The sequence below is a fragment of the Micromonospora saelicesensis genome, assembly GCF_900091575.1.
In the GTDB taxonomy this organism is placed as follows: Bacteria; Actinomycetota; Actinomycetes; order Mycobacteriales; family Micromonosporaceae; genus Micromonospora; species Micromonospora saelicesensis.
In genome coordinates this window covers 360,555-375,369 of record NZ_FMCR01000001.1, presented here as the reverse complement: position 1 = coordinate 375,369, position 14,815 = coordinate 360,555, and the positions used below count along the sequence as shown (strand labels likewise).

15 protein-coding genes, 1 tRNA gene and 1 other RNA gene are annotated in these 14,815 nt (G+C 70.1%); 13 read left to right on the top strand and 4 right to left on the bottom strand.

Annotation, left to right across the window (positions count from 1 at the left end):
• Window positions 1–121 precede the first annotated feature (121 nt).
• From pruA to GA0070561_RS01745, 10 genes are all read left to right on the top strand, one after another.
• Entirely contained in the window at window positions 122–1,750 is a 1,629-nt protein-coding gene (gene pruA, locus GA0070561_RS01790; protein WP_091393970.1) for an L-glutamate gamma-semialdehyde dehydrogenase, read from the top strand.
• Between the two features lie 176 nt (window positions 1,751–1,926).
• Window positions 1,927–2,442, top strand: a complete 516-nt coding sequence (locus GA0070561_RS01785) for a PadR family transcriptional regulator (RefSeq protein ID WP_091393967.1) — start codon at window positions 1,927–1,929, stop codon at window positions 2,440–2,442.
• 64 nt (window positions 2,443–2,506) lie between these two features.
• A complete protein-coding gene (gene prfB / locus GA0070561_RS01780; RefSeq protein WP_091393964.1) occupies window positions 2,507–3,628 on the top strand; it encodes a peptide chain release factor 2 in 1,122 nt (373 codons plus the stop codon).
• A gap of 118 nt (window positions 3,629–3,746) precedes the next feature.
• Window positions 3,747–4,427, top strand: a complete 681-nt coding sequence (gene ftsE, locus GA0070561_RS01775) for a cell division ATP-binding protein FtsE (RefSeq protein ID WP_030331491.1) — start codon at window positions 3,747–3,749, stop codon at window positions 4,425–4,427.
• 67 nt (window positions 4,428–4,494) lie between these two features.
• A complete protein-coding gene (gene ftsX / locus GA0070561_RS01770; protein ID WP_091393961.1) occupies window positions 4,495–5,370 on the top strand; it encodes a permease-like cell division protein FtsX in 876 nt (291 codons plus the stop codon).
• Window positions 5,371–5,517: 147 nt separating this feature from the next.
• The gene (gene smpB, locus GA0070561_RS01765; RefSeq protein WP_091397147.1) at window positions 5,518–5,997 is read left to right on the top strand and encodes an SsrA-binding protein SmpB; all 480 of its coding nucleotides are present in this window, start codon (window positions 5,518–5,520) and stop codon (window positions 5,995–5,997) included.
• Between the two features lie 104 nt (window positions 5,998–6,101).
• Window positions 6,102–6,477: a transfer-messenger RNA gene (gene ssrA, locus GA0070561_RS01760) on the top strand.
• 69 nt (window positions 6,478–6,546) lie between these two features.
• Window positions 6,547–7,224 carry a hypothetical protein gene (locus GA0070561_RS01755; RefSeq protein WP_091393959.1) on the top strand — a complete coding sequence of 226 codons (678 nt, stop codon included), beginning with the start codon at window positions 6,547–6,549 and terminating at the stop codon, window positions 7,222–7,224.
• Between the two features lie 172 nt (window positions 7,225–7,396).
• Window positions 7,397–7,906 (top strand): hypothetical protein, encoded by a 510-nt coding sequence (locus tag GA0070561_RS01750; protein WP_091393957.1) that lies wholly within the window; start codon window positions 7,397–7,399, stop codon window positions 7,904–7,906.
• A 45-nt stretch (window positions 7,907–7,951) separates the two neighbouring features.
• Window positions 7,952–8,905 carry a hypothetical protein gene (locus GA0070561_RS01745; RefSeq protein WP_091393954.1) on the top strand — a complete coding sequence of 318 codons (954 nt, stop codon included), beginning with the start codon at window positions 7,952–7,954 and terminating at the stop codon, window positions 8,903–8,905.
• A gap of 6 nt (window positions 8,906–8,911) precedes the next feature.
• Here GA0070561_RS01745 and mdlC read toward each other — a convergent pair whose 3' ends face one another.
• Window positions 8,912–10,507 (bottom strand): benzoylformate decarboxylase, encoded by a 1,596-nt coding sequence (gene mdlC / locus GA0070561_RS01740; RefSeq protein WP_091393951.1) that lies wholly within the window; start codon window positions 10,505–10,507, stop codon window positions 8,912–8,914.
• A gap of 322 nt (window positions 10,508–10,829) precedes the next feature.
• Here mdlC and GA0070561_RS01735 point away from each other — a divergent pair, with 322 nt between their 5' ends.
• The 3 genes from GA0070561_RS01735 to GA0070561_RS33885 all read left to right on the top strand — a co-directional run bounded on the left by GA0070561_RS01735 (window position 10,830) and on the right by GA0070561_RS33885 (window position 12,103).
• Window positions 10,830–11,420, top strand: a complete 591-nt coding sequence (locus tag GA0070561_RS01735) for a YqgE/AlgH family protein (RefSeq protein WP_091393947.1) — start codon at window positions 10,830–10,832, stop codon at window positions 11,418–11,420.
• A gap of 88 nt (window positions 11,421–11,508) precedes the next feature.
• Window positions 11,509–11,581, top strand: a tRNA-Ala gene (locus GA0070561_RS01730).
• A 252-nt stretch (window positions 11,582–11,833) separates the two neighbouring features.
• Entirely contained in the window at window positions 11,834–12,103 is a 270-nt protein-coding gene (locus GA0070561_RS33885; protein WP_279616348.1) for an SdpI family protein, read from the top strand.
• A gap of 49 nt (window positions 12,104–12,152) precedes the next feature.
• Here GA0070561_RS33885 and GA0070561_RS01720 read toward each other — a convergent pair whose 3' ends face one another.
• The 3 genes from GA0070561_RS01720 to GA0070561_RS01710 form a co-directional block, all read right to left on the bottom strand.
• The gene (locus GA0070561_RS01720; protein ID WP_091393941.1) at window positions 12,153–12,413 is read right to left on the bottom strand and encodes a YciI family protein; all 261 of its coding nucleotides are present in this window, start codon (window positions 12,411–12,413) and stop codon (window positions 12,153–12,155) included.
• A gap of 90 nt (window positions 12,414–12,503) precedes the next feature.
• The gene (locus GA0070561_RS01715; protein ID WP_091393937.1) at window positions 12,504–13,808 is read right to left on the bottom strand and encodes an ATP-grasp domain-containing protein; all 1,305 of its coding nucleotides are present in this window, start codon (window positions 13,806–13,808) and stop codon (window positions 12,504–12,506) included.
• The gene (locus GA0070561_RS01710) at window positions 13,801–14,766 is read right to left on the bottom strand and encodes a sulfotransferase domain-containing protein (RefSeq protein ID WP_141710301.1); all 966 of its coding nucleotides are present in this window, start codon (window positions 14,764–14,766) and stop codon (window positions 13,801–13,803) included. The genes GA0070561_RS01715 and GA0070561_RS01710 overlap by 8 nt, the downstream gene beginning before the upstream one ends.
• Window positions 14,767–14,815: the final 49 nt, after the last annotated feature.

Sequence of the window (14,815 nt, the reverse complement as noted above, 5' to 3'; positions counted from 1 at the left end):
GGGAGAATCAGGGGAGGTCCCGCCGCTGCTCGGCCTCCCGTGCGGCGTCCGGTGTCCGGCCATCCGGTCGGTGCCCGCGGGTCCGGTTTCGCCACTGCTGTCGAGATCGCCAGGAGCCTTGATGGATGCCGTGTTCTCCGTTCCCGAACCGCGCAACGAGCCGGTTCGCAACTACGAGCCGGGCAGCCCCGACCGGGACCGGCTCCAGCGGCGGCTGACCGAGCTCGCCGCCGAGCGCATCGACCTGCCGATGACCATCGGCGGTGAGCAGCGGATGGCCGGCGGTGACCCGATCAACGTGGTGCAGCCGCACAAGCACGCCCACGTGCTGGGGGTGACCGCGCACGCCACCCACGACGACGCGCGCGCCGCGACCAAGGCGGCCAAGGACGCCGCGCCGATGTGGCGGGCGCTGCCCTTCGAGGAGCGCGCCGCGATCTTCCTGCGCGCCGCCGAGCTGCTCGCCGGTCCCTGGCGGGACACGCTCAACGCCGCCACCATGCTCGGCCAGTCGAAGACCGCGATCCAGGCGGAGATCGACGCGGCGTGCGAGTTCATCGACTTCCTGCGGTTCAACGTGCACTTCGCGCGTCGCCTGCTCGAGGAGCAGCCGGCGTCCTCGCCCGGCGTCTGGAACCGCTTCGACCACCGCCCGCTGGAGGGCTTCGTCTACGCGGTCACCCCGTTCAACTTCACCGCCATCGCCGGCAACCTGCCGTCGGCGCCGGCCCTGCTGGGCAACACGGTGGTCTGGAAGCCGGGCCCGACCCAGCAGTTCGCCGCGCACTTCACCATGCGGCTGTTCGAGGCCGCCGGCCTGCCGCCCGGCGTGATCAACATGGTCACCGGCCGGGGCGAGGAGGTCTCCGACGTCGTGCTCGCCGACCCGGACCTGGCCGGCATCCACTTCACCGGTTCGACAAAGGTCTTCCAACAGTTGTGGCGGACCGTGGGCGACAACATCTCCCGTTACCGGGGCTACCCGCGCCTGGTCGGCGAGACCGGCGGCAAGGACTTCGTCGTCGCGCACACCAGCGCCGACGTGGACGCGCTGCACACCGCGCTGATCCGTGGCGCGTACGAGTACCAGGGCCAGAAGTGCTCGGCGGCCTCGCGGGCGTACGTGCCGCGCTCGATCTGGGAGGGTGGGCTGCGGGACCGGCTGGCCGCCACCACCGACTCGCTGACCTACGGTGACGTGGCCGACTTCGGCAACTTCGGCGGTGCGGTGATCGACGACAAGGCGTTCGCCCGGCACACCGCCGCGCTGGAGCTGATCGCCGGTGACGACAGCTGCCGGGTGCTGGCCGGTGGCACTGCCGACGACTCGGTCGGCTACTTCGTGCGACCGACGCTCTTCGAGTGCGGCGACGCCGCCCACGAGACCTTCACCACCGAGTACTTCGGGCCGATCCTGGGCGTGCACGTGTTCGACGACGCCCGGTTCGACGAGGTGGTCGCGCAGGCGGAGTCGATCGCCCCGTACGCGTTGACCGGCTCGGTGTTCGCCACCGACCGTCGGGTCGTCGAGTCGGTCGGCGAGCGCATGCGGTACGCGGCCGGCAACTTCTACATCAACGACAAGCCGACCGGCGCGGTGGTCGGGCAGCAGCCCTTCGGTGGCGCCCGCGCCAGCGGCACCAACGACAAGGCCGGCTCCTGGCTGAACCTGGTCCGTTGGATCTCCCCGCGGACGATCAAGGAGACCTTCGTGCCGCCGACCGACCACACGTACCCCCACATGGGCTGACCGGCGACGACCCGCCGGCGGCGCGCGTGGGCGCCGCCGGCGGACGCCCGGAATGTGCAATCCATCGATAGTCCTCAACGGACAGTCTGCCGCCGACAGTGCACTTAGGAAGTCCTGTCGGGTGGCAAACCGGCAAATCCTGGACGCCGCGTGCGCAAAGTGGCAGCGTAGTGGGCATGGCGGATTCCGGAGTCAACCCTACGGCGGCGGCCCTGCTCGGCCTCCTCCACGAGGGCCCGATGACAGGCGGTCAGTTGATGGCCGCCGCTGAGCGCCGTCTGGCGCCGTACTGGTCGATGACCCGCAGTCAGGTGTACCGCGAGTTGCCGGTGCTGGCTGAGCGGGGTTTCGTGCGGCTCGGCAAGCCGGGCCCGCGGATGAGCCAGCCCTACGCACTCACCGCCAGCGGAAAACGGACGTTTTCCCGCTGGCTCGCGGAGAACCCGGGGCGCGACACCATCCGCAACCCGATAGCGCTCCGGATGGCTTTCGGCAACCTGCACTCCGCCAGCCAGCTGAAGGGCCTGTACGCCTCGGCCAACGAATACCACACCGAGGCCCTCGCCCAGGTTCGGGAGCAGGTGAAGAACGCCAAACGGGACGGCGAGACGTACGACGCCAGCGCGCTGGAGTTCGCCGTCGCCTACCACCGGGCGGCCCTGTCGTGGTTGAAGTCCGCCCCCGTCGGGTGACGGCCAGCGGGTTCGCGCATAGGGAACGAGCTGCTCCGCTCCCGGCACAGTACGCTTGTCTGTCGTGACCGCTGCCGATTACGCCGAACAGCTCAAGGAACTCGACGCGACCCTGCGAAACATCGAGGCCGTCCTCAACCTCGACCGCCTCCACGAGGACAAGGCCCGCCTGGAGCAGGAGGCCTCCGCCCCCGATCTGTGGGACGACCAGGCCAAGGCCCAGCAGGTGACCTCGCAGCTGTCGTACGTCAACGGCGAGATCAGCAAGCTGGGCAGCCTGCGTTCCGGCCTCGACGACGCCCAGGTGCTGCTGGAGCTGGCCGAGGCCGAGGCCGACCCGGGTGTGCTGACCGAGGTCGAGTCGGAGATCACCGGGCTGACCAAGGCCATCCAGGAGATGGAGGTCCGCACCCTGCTCTCCGGCGAGTACGACTCCCGGGAGGCGCTGGTAGCCATCCGGGCCGGCGCGGGTGGCGTGGACGCCGCGGACTTCGCCGAGATGCTGCTGCGGATGTACCTGCGCTGGGCGGAGCGGCACGGCTACCCCACCGAGGTCTACGAGACCTCGTACGCCGAGGAGGCGGGCCTGAAGTCGGCCACCTTCGCGGTCAAGGTGCCGTACGCGTACGGCACGCTCAGCGTCGAGTCGGGCACGCACCGGCTGGTCCGGATCAGCCCGTTCGACAACCAGGGTCGTCGGCAGACCAGCTTCGCGGGCGTCGAGGTTCTGCCGGTCACCGAGCAGACCGACCACATCGACATCCCGGAGAACGAGGTTCGGGTCGACGTCTACCGGTCCTCCGGGCCGGGTGGGCAGAGCGTCAACACCACCGACTCCGCGGTGCGCCTGACGCACATTCCGACGGGCATCGTGGTGACCTGCCAGAACGAGAAGTCCCAGTTGCAGAACAAGGCCTCCGCGCTGCGGGTGCTCCAGGCCCGGCTCCTGGAGCGCAAGCGCCAGGAGGAGGAAGAGAAGATGGCCGGCCTCAAGAGCGGCGGTACGAGCTCGTGGGGCGACCAGATGCGCTCCTACGTCCTGCACCCGTATCAGATGGTGAAGGATCTCCGAACCGAGCAGGAGACCGGCAATCCGAGCGGGGTCTTCGACGGCGACCTCGACGATTTCATCGAGGCCGGCATCCGTTGGCGCAAGCAGCGTCAGCTCGCTGGCGACGGTGCGTGACGGCGCGCGGGCGGAGCGCGTCATCGATCTCCAGGTAGAGGCCTGATTCGACGACTCGTGCCGGATCGGCGGGGCGTGGGGCTTGGCTCAGTTGTTACACCGCGTAGACTCACCACCCGTGATTCAGCTTGAGCAAGTGACGAAGACGTACCCGAAGGCGTCCCGGCCTTCGCTCGACAACGTGTCCGTCTCGATCGAGAAGGGCGAGTTCGTCTTCTTCATCGGTCCATCCGGCTCCGGCAAGTCCACGATCATCAAAATGCTGCTGCACGAGGTGGCCCCCAACAAGGGGCGCGTCGTCGTCAACGGCAAGGACGTCACGTCGATGCGCTCCTGGAAGCGACCCCACTTCCGGCGCTCGATCGGCTGCGTCTTCCAGGACTTCCGGCTGCTGCCCAACCGCACCGCGTACGAGAACGTGGCGTTCGCCCTCGAGGTGATCGGCAAGACGAAGGCGGTTGCCCGCCGGGTCGTGCCGGAGGTGCTGGAGCTGGTCGGGCTCGGTGGCAAGGAGCACCGCTACCCGCACGAGCTCTCCGGTGGTGAGCAGCAGCGGGTCGCCGTCGCCCGGGCGTTCGTGAACCGTCCGCTGATCCTGCTGGCGGACGAGCCCACCGGAAACCTGGACCCGGACACCTCGATTGAGATCATGCGCCTGCTGGACCGGATCAATCGCACCGGCACGACCGTCGTGATGGTCACCCACGACTCCAACATCGTGAACCAGATGCGCCGCCGCGTCGTTGAGATTGAGAGCGGTCGCATCGTGCGTGACCAGGCCCGCGGCGTCTACGGGTGAGCCGGCGCTCCACCCCTGCGCAGCCTGACGACGAACACCTCATGCCGGAGACCCGGAGGAAATCCCGATGCGCGTGAAATACGTCCTGTCCGAGGTACTGGTCGGACTGTGGCGCAACGTGACCATGTCCATCGCGATGATCATCACGATGGCGGTCTCGCTGACCATGCTCGGCGCCAGCGGTCTCATGTACCGCCAGGTCGACGACATGAAGGACCTCTACTACAAGAACATCGAAGTCTCGATCTTCTTGACTCAGGAGGTGACCGAGCAGGAGCGCACCGACCTGCAGACCAAGCTCGACAGCGACCCCCTGGTCAAGGACGTCCTCTACGTCAACAAGGACGAGGCGTACAAGCGCTTCAAGGAGATGTACCAGGACGCGCCGGACCTGGTGAACGCGGTCAAGCCGGACCAGCTGCCCGAGGCGTTCCGGCTCAAGCTGAACAACCCGGAGCAGTACAAGAACGTCTACGACCAGTACAAGGACACCGCGGGTGTCGAGGAGATCATCGACCAGAGTCGACTGCTCGACAAGATCTTCAACATCCTCACCTCGATCCAGAACATCGCCCTGGCTGCCGCCATCGTGATGGCGATCGCCGCCCTGCTGCTGGTCGCGAACACCATTCAGGTGGCCGCGTACAGCAAGCGGCGTGAGGTGGCGGTCATGAAGCTGGTCGGCGCATCCAACTGGTTCATCCAGGCGCCGTTCGTGCTGGAGGCCGTGGTGGCCGGCCTGATCGGTTCACTGCTCGGTCTGGTGGCGCTGGTCGCGGCGAAGTATCTGCTCTTCGACGGGTCGTTGAGCGCGTTGCAGGGTCTGCTCTCGCCGATCACCTGGGGCGACATCCTGTTCATCTTCCCGCTGATGGCTGGCGTCGGTGGTCTGGTCAGCGCGGGCACCGCCTGGATCACCCTGCGCTTCTACCTGCGGGTCTAGGCACCGTACGGGTCGTCCCGTCGTCTCCAAGGACCCTCCCGCAGCCGGAAATAAACGGCGCGGGAGGGTCCTTTCATTCGGGTAGCATGATCGGTTGTCCGGCCGGGGTGAGCTCGGCCGCGGACTCCAGGAGAGGGGGTGGCACCGATGCCACGGGAAAAGGGGCGCAAGGTGGTCGCCTCCAACAAGAAGGCGCGCCACGACTACGCCGTCCTCGACACGTACGAGGCGGGCATGGCGCTGACCGGCACCGAGGTCAAGTCGCTGCGGGCCGGGCGAGCGTCACTTGTCGACGCGTTCGCGCAGGAACGTGACGGCGAGTTGTTCCTGCACTCGATGCACATTCCGGAGTACACCCAGGGCACCTGGACCAACCATGAGCCCCGGCGTACCCGCAAGTTGCTGCTCAACCGGGCCGAGATCGACAAGCTGCTCGGCAAGACCCGCGAGGGCGGTTACACCATCGTCCCGTTGCAGGTCTACTTCTCGGACGGCTGGGCCAAGGTCGAGATCGCCCTGGCCAAGGGCAAGAAGTCGTACGACAAGCGTCAGGACCTCGCCAAGCGGGACGCGGACCGGGAGATCGCCCGGGTGTCCGGTCGACGCGGCAAGGGAATGGACGACTAGTTCATCCTGTTTGTCCGGATCGGCGTGCCGGCCCGGGGCTCGGGATGAAAGCGGTTGCGGCAGGCGTTAGTCTTGTCAGTGCCGCCACATCGGCGGCCTGTCGAGGGGGTGACTGGTTTCGACTTCGTACGCAGCGACAGGGGAAGCGAGCCGAGGAAGCCGACGTCGTCTCGAGAATCGGTCGTCGGAAACTTATAAGCGCCAAGCAAAATCGCGCTGACTTCGCTCTCGCCGCCTGAGGCGAGTAGCTAAGTCTGTCGGCCTGGGAACGCCTTCGTCCCAGTAGCCGGCATCAGCTAGGAGGCTGGCCAATCGGACCCGGTCGCGGGGTCCGTGCGGCGAGATTAATCAGCGACTGGGCCCGTCACACCAACTTGCTCGCGTGAGCGGTGGGGCCGAGTAGAGGCACAGCGAGCTGCGCTCGGAGAAGCCCTGACAAACCGGCGAAGGACCCGGGTTCGATTCCCGGCACCTCCACCACCTCGAACGAAGCGCCCCGGCCCACCAGCCGGGGCGCTTCGTTGTTCGCGGGGTCTTACGCTGCCCCCTGTGACCAACCAGGAGTTGCGCCTGTCGGTCGGCGCGTCGCCCGGCCAGCGCGTCGTGGCGGTGGTGTTCGGCGTCCTGCTCACGGCCGTCGGCGCGGCGTTCGTGGCACTGCCCCTCGTCGCCGACGGGCTGTTGCGCCGGCTGACCGGCCCGGGTGACGCGTTCGCCTCCTATGAGGAGGCTCGGGACCTGCCACCGGGGCTGTTGCCGCCCGGGCTACGCGACTCCGCCGACCCGAACCAGTCCGGTCCCAGCCCGTTCGTCGGCCTGTGTGGCCTGCCCTTCGTCCTGCTCGGCCTCTACCTGGTGCTGCGGGTGCTCCGCACGGCCGCCTGGCTGGACGGCAGCCGGGCGCGGGTACGCGGTGCGCTGCGCGCCCGCACCGTCGACCTCGCCACCGCCCGGATCGAGTCCGGCGCGGTGTCGTACCGCGAGGCGGACGACGACGGTCCGGCCGGCGAACCGCAGGCGCGGGCAATCCTCGCGACCGACCCGGGGAGTGCCCGGGGGGTCACCATCCCACTGCGCGGCATGGGGCTGCCCGTCCTGCCGCCATCCGAGCTGCGGGCGCTGGCCGAGGCGATCACGACCGGTCGACCGGGCGACGAGCGGGCCGGCGACGCGCACGCCGTGGCCGACCACCTGCGCCGGCTGGCGGAGCGCCCGTCGACCGACTGAGGCGGTCGTACGTCCCCAGGACGCCTGTGCGGCGCTGTGGCCGCACCAGCGTGGCTGGTGGGGTCACTGGGCTCAACGGGGCAGATGAGACGGCTCGGGGCCCTGGACAGGGCAGGCCGGGCAGCCTCACCATCGCGGTATGGGATAGCAGCGCCGCCGCGCGGGAGGTGCCATGGTCACCGGTCCGGTCCAGCAGCCGTCAGTCGTCGCCCGACCGCGCGTCGCGCATCCGGCGGGGCTCCCCGCCGATCCACATTCCATCGCTCTACCCGGCGCGCCGCGCCCGGCCGGCCTCACCGGTGACGTGCACGCCCTCGGCCGGGCCGTCGCCGTCGCGAGCACCGAGCCGCGCTGGCGTGAAGAGGTTCTCCTTCGGCTGCGTCCGGTGCACCAGAGCTTCGCCGAGCACGTCCGGGTCACCGAAGGCCCCACCGGCCTCTACCGGGAGTTGCTCACCCAGTCGCCGCGACTGGACCACGGCGTGCGGCTGCTGACCCGGGAGCACGTGGCGATCGTCGCCGCGATCCTGGCGGTCCAGCAGATCGCTGAGCGGCCCGAGGCGCACCCCGATGAGCTGCGACACCGGGCCGGGCACCTGCTGCGGCGGTTGGCCCGGCATCGGCGGCGCGGCGCCGACCTGCTCTGGGAGGCGTACCAGACGGATCTGGGTGGCGAGACCTGAGCCCAGGTCGGGAACCGGCCGGTCGGCGGAGGCGTCGAACCGTACATGAATCGGCCTGCACTGCTGCTCGTACTCCCGTTGCTGCTCACGGCGGGCTGTGCCGCGACCGACGCCGGTCCGGCCGCCGGTCCGCGCAGCCCGACGCGCGGCGTGGAGGCGTTCGACCAGCGAGCCGCTCAGGTCGCCGAGGCGTGGCGACCCGGCCCCGACTGGCGCACGGGCTACGTGCCGCTGGAGGGGCCGACAGTGCTCACCGGTGACCCGGGCTTCACCCCCGAGACCGAGGCGGCCTTCCGGGCCGGGTGGTACCGCGCGCAGGTCGCAATACCGCCCACCCGGGTCGGCGACGAGATCCAGTTCCCGGACGGACGGTTGAGGCTGCCGTTGGTCAGCGCCGCCGAGGCGTACCGGCAGCTCGACCAGGGTGACCCACTGCCCTGCCCGGGCCGGCCGAAGCAGCCCGGTCGGCCCACCCCCGGCGGCCCCACCGTCGAACCGGGGCCCGACGGGTGGGCCACGAGCAGCACGCAGACCGCCTGTCTCCCGCTCACCGTCACCGCTGTCACGTTCGGCGCCGTGCCGGTACGTACGAGCCGGGGTGTGGCGCAGGTCCCGGCCTGGCTGTTCACCATCAAGGAGCTGGCCACCCCGGTGGCCCGGCTCGCCGTCGCGCCGTCGGCGGTCACCCCCGTCCCCGAACCGACCACTCCTTCCCGGCCGCTGCCCGACGGGTTGGTGGCGGCCCAGGACCTGGCCGCCGTCGACGGCGCCCGGCTGACAGTGCGGCTCGGCGTCGGCGCGTGCGACACCGGGATCACGCCGCTGGTGTGGGAACGGCCGGACGTCGTGGTGGTCGGTGGCGGCGTCACCCGGGCCACCGGCGAATGCATCGCTGTGCTGAAACTGGAGCCGGTCACCGTCACCCTCGCGGCGCCGCTGGGCAGCCGACCGGTGCTGGACGTCTTCACCGGTGCCCCGCTGTCGACCGGACCGCGCTGACCCGGTTCAGAGGATGCTGGGCACGTCGGTGCTGATCGGCACCGGCAACACGGTGGGGCCGTCGGCGCGCAGCCCGGCGGAGAGCGCCGCGCCGAGCTGATCGGGGGTCTCCACCACCTGCGTGGCACAGCCGTAGCCGGCCGCGATTGCGATGACGTCCAACCCCGGCAGGTCCAGGCCGGGCACCCCTGGGGTGTGCTTCAGCTCGGCGAACGCCTTGAGGATCGCGTACTGCTGGTTGACCGGGACGACGACCACCACCGGCAGTGCCAGGCGCGCGGCCGTCCAGAGCGCCTGCACCGAGTAGTGGAAGGAGCCGTCGCCGATCACCGCCACCACCGGGCGACCGCGCCCGGTGTCCCGCTCGGCCAGTGCGACGCCGATCGCCGCCGGCAGGCCGTAGCCGAGGCCGCCGCTGGCCATCGTGAAGTACGACGCCGGGCGGGTGATCCGCAGCTGACGACGCAGCGCGGACAGATTGGACGGCGACTCCTGGACCAGCACGCCGTCGGTCGGCCAGTGTGCGGCCAGCGCGGCGAACAGCGCGTCGGCGCTCAGTGGGGTGCCGACCTCCGGCGGTGGCGGTGCGTCCCGGCGCGCGGGTGCCGGCCGGTCGCTCGGCGGCACCCGTTCGACAAGCGCGGCCAGGGCCAGCCCCGGGTCGCTGAGCAGGCTGTCACCGACCGGGGCTCGCGCGGCCTCGTCCGGGTCGTCCGTGATGTGCAGCAGTCGCGCGCCGTCGGGCAGGTGCCCGCCCGGCACGTACGGGTAGTAGCGGAACACCGGGGCGCCGACGACCAGCACCGTGTCGTGCCCGCGCAGCGCCTCGGCGAGCGGACCGATCGCGTACGGCAGCACGCCGCGGAAGTGCGGGTGGTCCTCGGGGAACACCGCCCGTTCGGGGGCGGGAGCCGACCAGACCGGCGCGGCGAGCCGCTCCGCCAGCGCGACAGCGGCCGGCCAGCTCGTGGAGCGGTCCACCCCCGGCCCGTACACGAGCACCGGGTTACGGCTGCCGGCCAGCACCCGGACGAACTCGTCCAACCGCTGGGGGTCCGGTGCGAACCGGGTGGCCACCGTTCGCGGCGCGGGCGGCGGGTCGGCGGGCTGGACCCAGTCGTCCATCGGCAGGGAGAGGAAGACCGGCCCGGCCGGTGGCTGCACCGCCGTCGCGTACGCCCGCAGCACCGCCGCGGGGATGTCCTGCGCCCGGGCCGGCTCGTAGGCCCACTTCACGTAGGGCTGCGGAAGCTCGGTGGGTCGGCGGTTGGTCAGCCGGGGTTCCAGGAGCAGCATCTCCCGCGTCTGTTGGCCGGCGGTGACGATCAGCGGGGTCTTGTTGTGCCAGGCGGTGACCAGGTTGCCCATGCCGTTGCCGGTGCCCGGTGCGGTGTGCAGGTTGACGTGGGCGGGCACTCCGCCGGCCTGGGCGTAGCCGTCGGCCATCGCGACGGCCGTCGCCTCGTGCAGCGCGTGGACGTAGTGGAAGTCGGCGGGGAAGTCCTGGAGGAACGGCTCTTCGGTGGAGCCGGGGTTGCCGAAGACAGTGGTCATACCGAGGGTGCGGAGCACGTCGTACGTCGCGTCCCGGACAGTTGCCATCGCCACCCGCCTCCGTGTCGCGGGCAGGGGCAGCCGCGGTCGCCCTCCCGATCAGCCGAATCTATCGGGATGTGACGGACCTTTCGGGCGTTTCTCGGCCGTCGGTGGTCCCGATCGGTCGATCACCGGGAGCTCCGCCGTCGGGTGCGTCAGCCCTTCGTCTTAACTGTCCGATCACCCGCCGGTCAGACCTTAGCCAGCACCCAGCACGCAGGCTATGGTGCCAGGCATGGCGTTGACAGCACGGCTGAACCCGATGCGGCAGGCGGATCCGGTCGATGACCGGCCCCTGGCGCGGGCTCACGGTTGACGGGTGTGTGGCATGCAGGGAGAGGGCCAGGCGATCGGCGGACGAGCGATGGAGTCGATGACCGGGCGGCTGCTGGTCGCGACTCCGGCGCTCAAGGACCCGAACTTCGACCGTACGGTGGTGCTGCTCGTGGCCCACGAGCCGGGCGGCGCGCTCGGTGTGGTGCTGAACCGGGCCACCGAGGTGCCGGTGGCCGAGGTGCTCGGTGACTGGAGCGACCTGGCCCGCCACCCGGCGGTGCTCTTCGAGGGTGGCCCGGTGCAGCCCGACTCGGCCATCTGCCTCGCCCGGATGCGGCACCCGATGCGCCGGGTGAAGGGCTTCCACCAGGTTTCCGGGGCGGTCGGCACGATCGACCTCTCGGTCGACCCGGAGCGGCTGCGGGAGAGCATCGGCGGCATCCGGGTCTTCGCCGGCTACTCCGGCTGGGGCAGCGGCCAGTTGGAGCAGGAGGTCGCCGACGGGTCCTGGTTCGTGCTGGACGGGCTGCCCGGGGACGCCTTCGTCGACCGGCCCGACGACCTGTGGCCGATGGTGCTGCGCCGGCAGGGCGGGATGATGGCCGCCGTCGCGCACTTCCCACCGGACGTGGCCCTCAACTGACCCGGCCCGGCGGGGGACCCCGCGAGATGACCATGCGGGCCGGTCTGTGTATAGTTTCCCAGTGCCCGGGCGACCGGGACGACAGCAAGGGGCCGTGGCGCAGCTGGTAGCGCACCACACTGGCAGTGTGGGGGTCAGGGGTTCGAGTCCCCTCGGCTCCACCCTTGAGAAACGCCCTGGTCGGGACAATCCGACCAGGGCGTTTTGCTGTTGCTGGCGGTGCCGCCGCAGCGTCCTGCCCACCCCGACGCCCGCGGCCGGCGGTGCCCGTTTGGGTGGGAATCTACGCTGACACCAACTGATGCGTCAGGAGGTGGCCTTTGCTGGCTGGAGCGTTCATCTCGGTGGTCTACGCATTTCTCGGATGGCTTGTCGCATTCACCGCCAGAGCGTCAGTGCGGCCGTCGGTCGACATGTACCGCAGCCCCGGGGTGCGGACCGCCGCGACCATGAGGTCGACCGAGCACTGGTACGCGGCGCACCGCCGGGTCGAACGCCCGTTCCATCGGACCGGGGTCCTGTTGGCCGTCGTGTCCCCGCTGCCGGTCATCCTCGGCGCCGCCTTCGGTGATCCGCCGGTGATCGCGGCGGTCCTGGTGCTCGCCGTGCTGGTCGTGCCCTACCTGCTCTACCTGGGCCATGTCGGCAACCGTGCCGCGCTCGCGGTGGACGACGAGTCGTGAATCAGCCGGCCATCCGGACAGCGGTAGCAGGGAACCGTCGAAGCCCCGGCTACCGGACGATCGGTGACCACTCCCGCTGGCTGGCGATCGTCACCCCGGGGGTGCGGTAGTAGGGGTCCTCGGCGACGATCGCGGCGAACGCTTCGGCGTCCGGGACGTCGAAGATCAGCATCGCTCCGGAGTCGTCGGCGAACGGCCCGGCCATGACCAGCCGGCCCTCCTGGTGCAGGGCCTGGAGACGATCCCGGTGCGCCGGTCGGGCGGCGAGCCGGTCGGGTTCGTCGCCGAAGGACAGCTCCAAGATGAACACCGGTTCCTCCTCATCGGGGCGATCTTTCGAAGCACCCTAGTCGATCCGGCGCGCCGCCACCGTCTAGTCGTGGACGTCCGTCGGTGGTGGTCAGGGATCGACGATGATGTCGATCGCCGCGCTCACCTGACGCTCCAGTTCGTCGAGGTCGTCGAGGGTCGGGGCGTCGATCAGGAACGTCACCCCACGGTCACCGGATTCGCGCAGCTCACCGAGGCGTGCCCCGCGTTCCTTGAGCACGATGACGTGTCGCAGGGCAGGCGGGTCGTCGGCTTCGCCAGGTGCGATGACCGGCCATGGTTGCCCCTCCGGCACCCACTGCGGCTCCACGCCCGGCCAGCGCAGCTTCACGTCCTGCAACGTTCCCCTCGGCTGGGGCAGGTAGACCTGGCGGGCGTACCGCCGGGGTGGGGGGTGCGCCGCCGGCTCGTCGAGCGCCACTTCCATGATCGTCTGCTCCAACGCCCGGCCGGTCGCCAGGTGGTAGAGCGGCATGATGCCATCGCCCGGAGTGCGGGCGGCCACCTCCATCAGGACCGGCCGGCCGTCCCGGTCGAGACGGAGTTCGGTGTGCACGATGCCGGCGACGAGACCGAGCCGGCCCACGATGTCGCGGTTGGCGGCGAGCAGCCTCTCGTGCTCCGCGCCGGGAGGTGCGGGCACGGTGTGGGCCATCTCGACGAACCAGTCCGAGCCGTCCTCGGTGGTCCGTTTCTGGGTCGCCGACTCGAAGACGATCCGACCGTGTTGGACGACCGCCTCCACCGAGTACTCGGCGCCGGTGACGTACTCCTCGACCAGCAGGGTCTCCGCCGCCGGGTACTCGGTGAGCAGCGCGGGCAGGGCCTCGGGGTCGCGCACCGCCCGGACCCCGGAACTCGACCGCCGCCCCGAGGGCTTCAGCACCACCGGGAACCGCACCGGGCCCACGTCGAGCCCGGCGCGCCCCTGCGGTGGGACGACGACCAGCCGGGGGCTCCACTGCGGCAGGTAGAACCGTTGCAGGTACTTGTTGCGGCACACCCGCGCCGCGCGTACCCCCGGCCCGGGCAGGCCGAGCGCATCCGCCACGATCCCGGTCTGTTCGACGAGCATCTCGCCCGCGGCGTAGACCCCGACGATGTCGTACTCCTGCTGCCAGCGCTGGACGTGGGCGACCACACCGGAGGTGAAACTCCCCTCGATGCCGACCTCGCCGGTGACGAAGGCCGCGTCCGTGAGGTACGTCCCGGGACCCTCGCCCCGGGCCATGGCGGCCGTCGTGTCGGCCCGCCACTGTTCCGAGGTGATCAGCAGGATCCGCAGCCCTCGACCGGCGAGGTCGGCGAGGAAGCCCCAGTTGCGGGCGATGACCCGGTAACCGCCGAGCAGCAGGAAGGCGCGGGCCTCACTCATAGCCGTACTGCTCCAGGATGTCGCCGAACAGCTCGGTGAAACGGGCCTCGTTGCGCTTGGTGAACCGCTCCCGCCAGGTGCCGGTGGTGCCCCGGAAGAAACTCCAGGAACTCTGGTCGTAGACCTTGCCGGCGACCTCCTCGGCGTCCGCGGTGGACCCGACGTGCTTCAGCAACCGGTCCACGGCCTCGAGTTGGCGCTGCCGGGACCCGCCGCCGCGCTCCCCGACCAGATCCTCGTAGCTGACCTTGCACACGTCGGGGTGGCGCAGCAGCCACAGCCCTCTCTCGAACTGGTCGCGGCCGAGGAAGGACGTGTCCCGCATCGCGTAGTCGAGCTTCTCCTCCCAGGTCGGCAGGGAGGTCAGGATGCGGTGGAAGATGTCGAACTCGTAGAAGTTGCCGTACCCCTCGCGGGTCCGCCCCTCCAGAAAGTTGACCATGGACACCAGGGCGTCGCGGGGGTCGCGGTAGTTGTAGACCAGCGGCGGGGTGGCGGTCTCCACCCACTCGGCGAAGAAGGACCCGTCCACCTTGCTGATGTCCAGCTCATGGAAGATCCAGCAGAGCCCGGCCGGGGTGTCCGCGAACCGGGAGTACGGCAGGTGCGGGTTGGTGATCACCGAGTCGGCGAAGTCGAATCGGGTCTGCCCGTACCGGTTGACGACGTGCTGGCCCAGCCGGCGTTGCCAGTGCCAGCCCAGGGCGGACCAGGCCTCCTGGGTGCGGAGCAGGTACTCCTCCGTGCCCTCCAGCTCCAGCAGTTCGTCGTAGTCGGACTTCGACAGGGTGAGCGCCGCGATCTGACGTCGCTGCGCGTCGGTGAACTCCGGAGTGTTACGGGGGGTCGGCCGGGGCACCCCGGCCATCTTGTACCCCAGGTTGGTCATCAGACCCTGCATGAGGTGGGTGCCGGTCTTCTGCAGCGAGATCACCATGGCACGAGGGGCCAGCGGCATGTCGGTCTCCCGGTGGTCGTGCGTCGGGTGCGACGCGGAATGAAGGGGA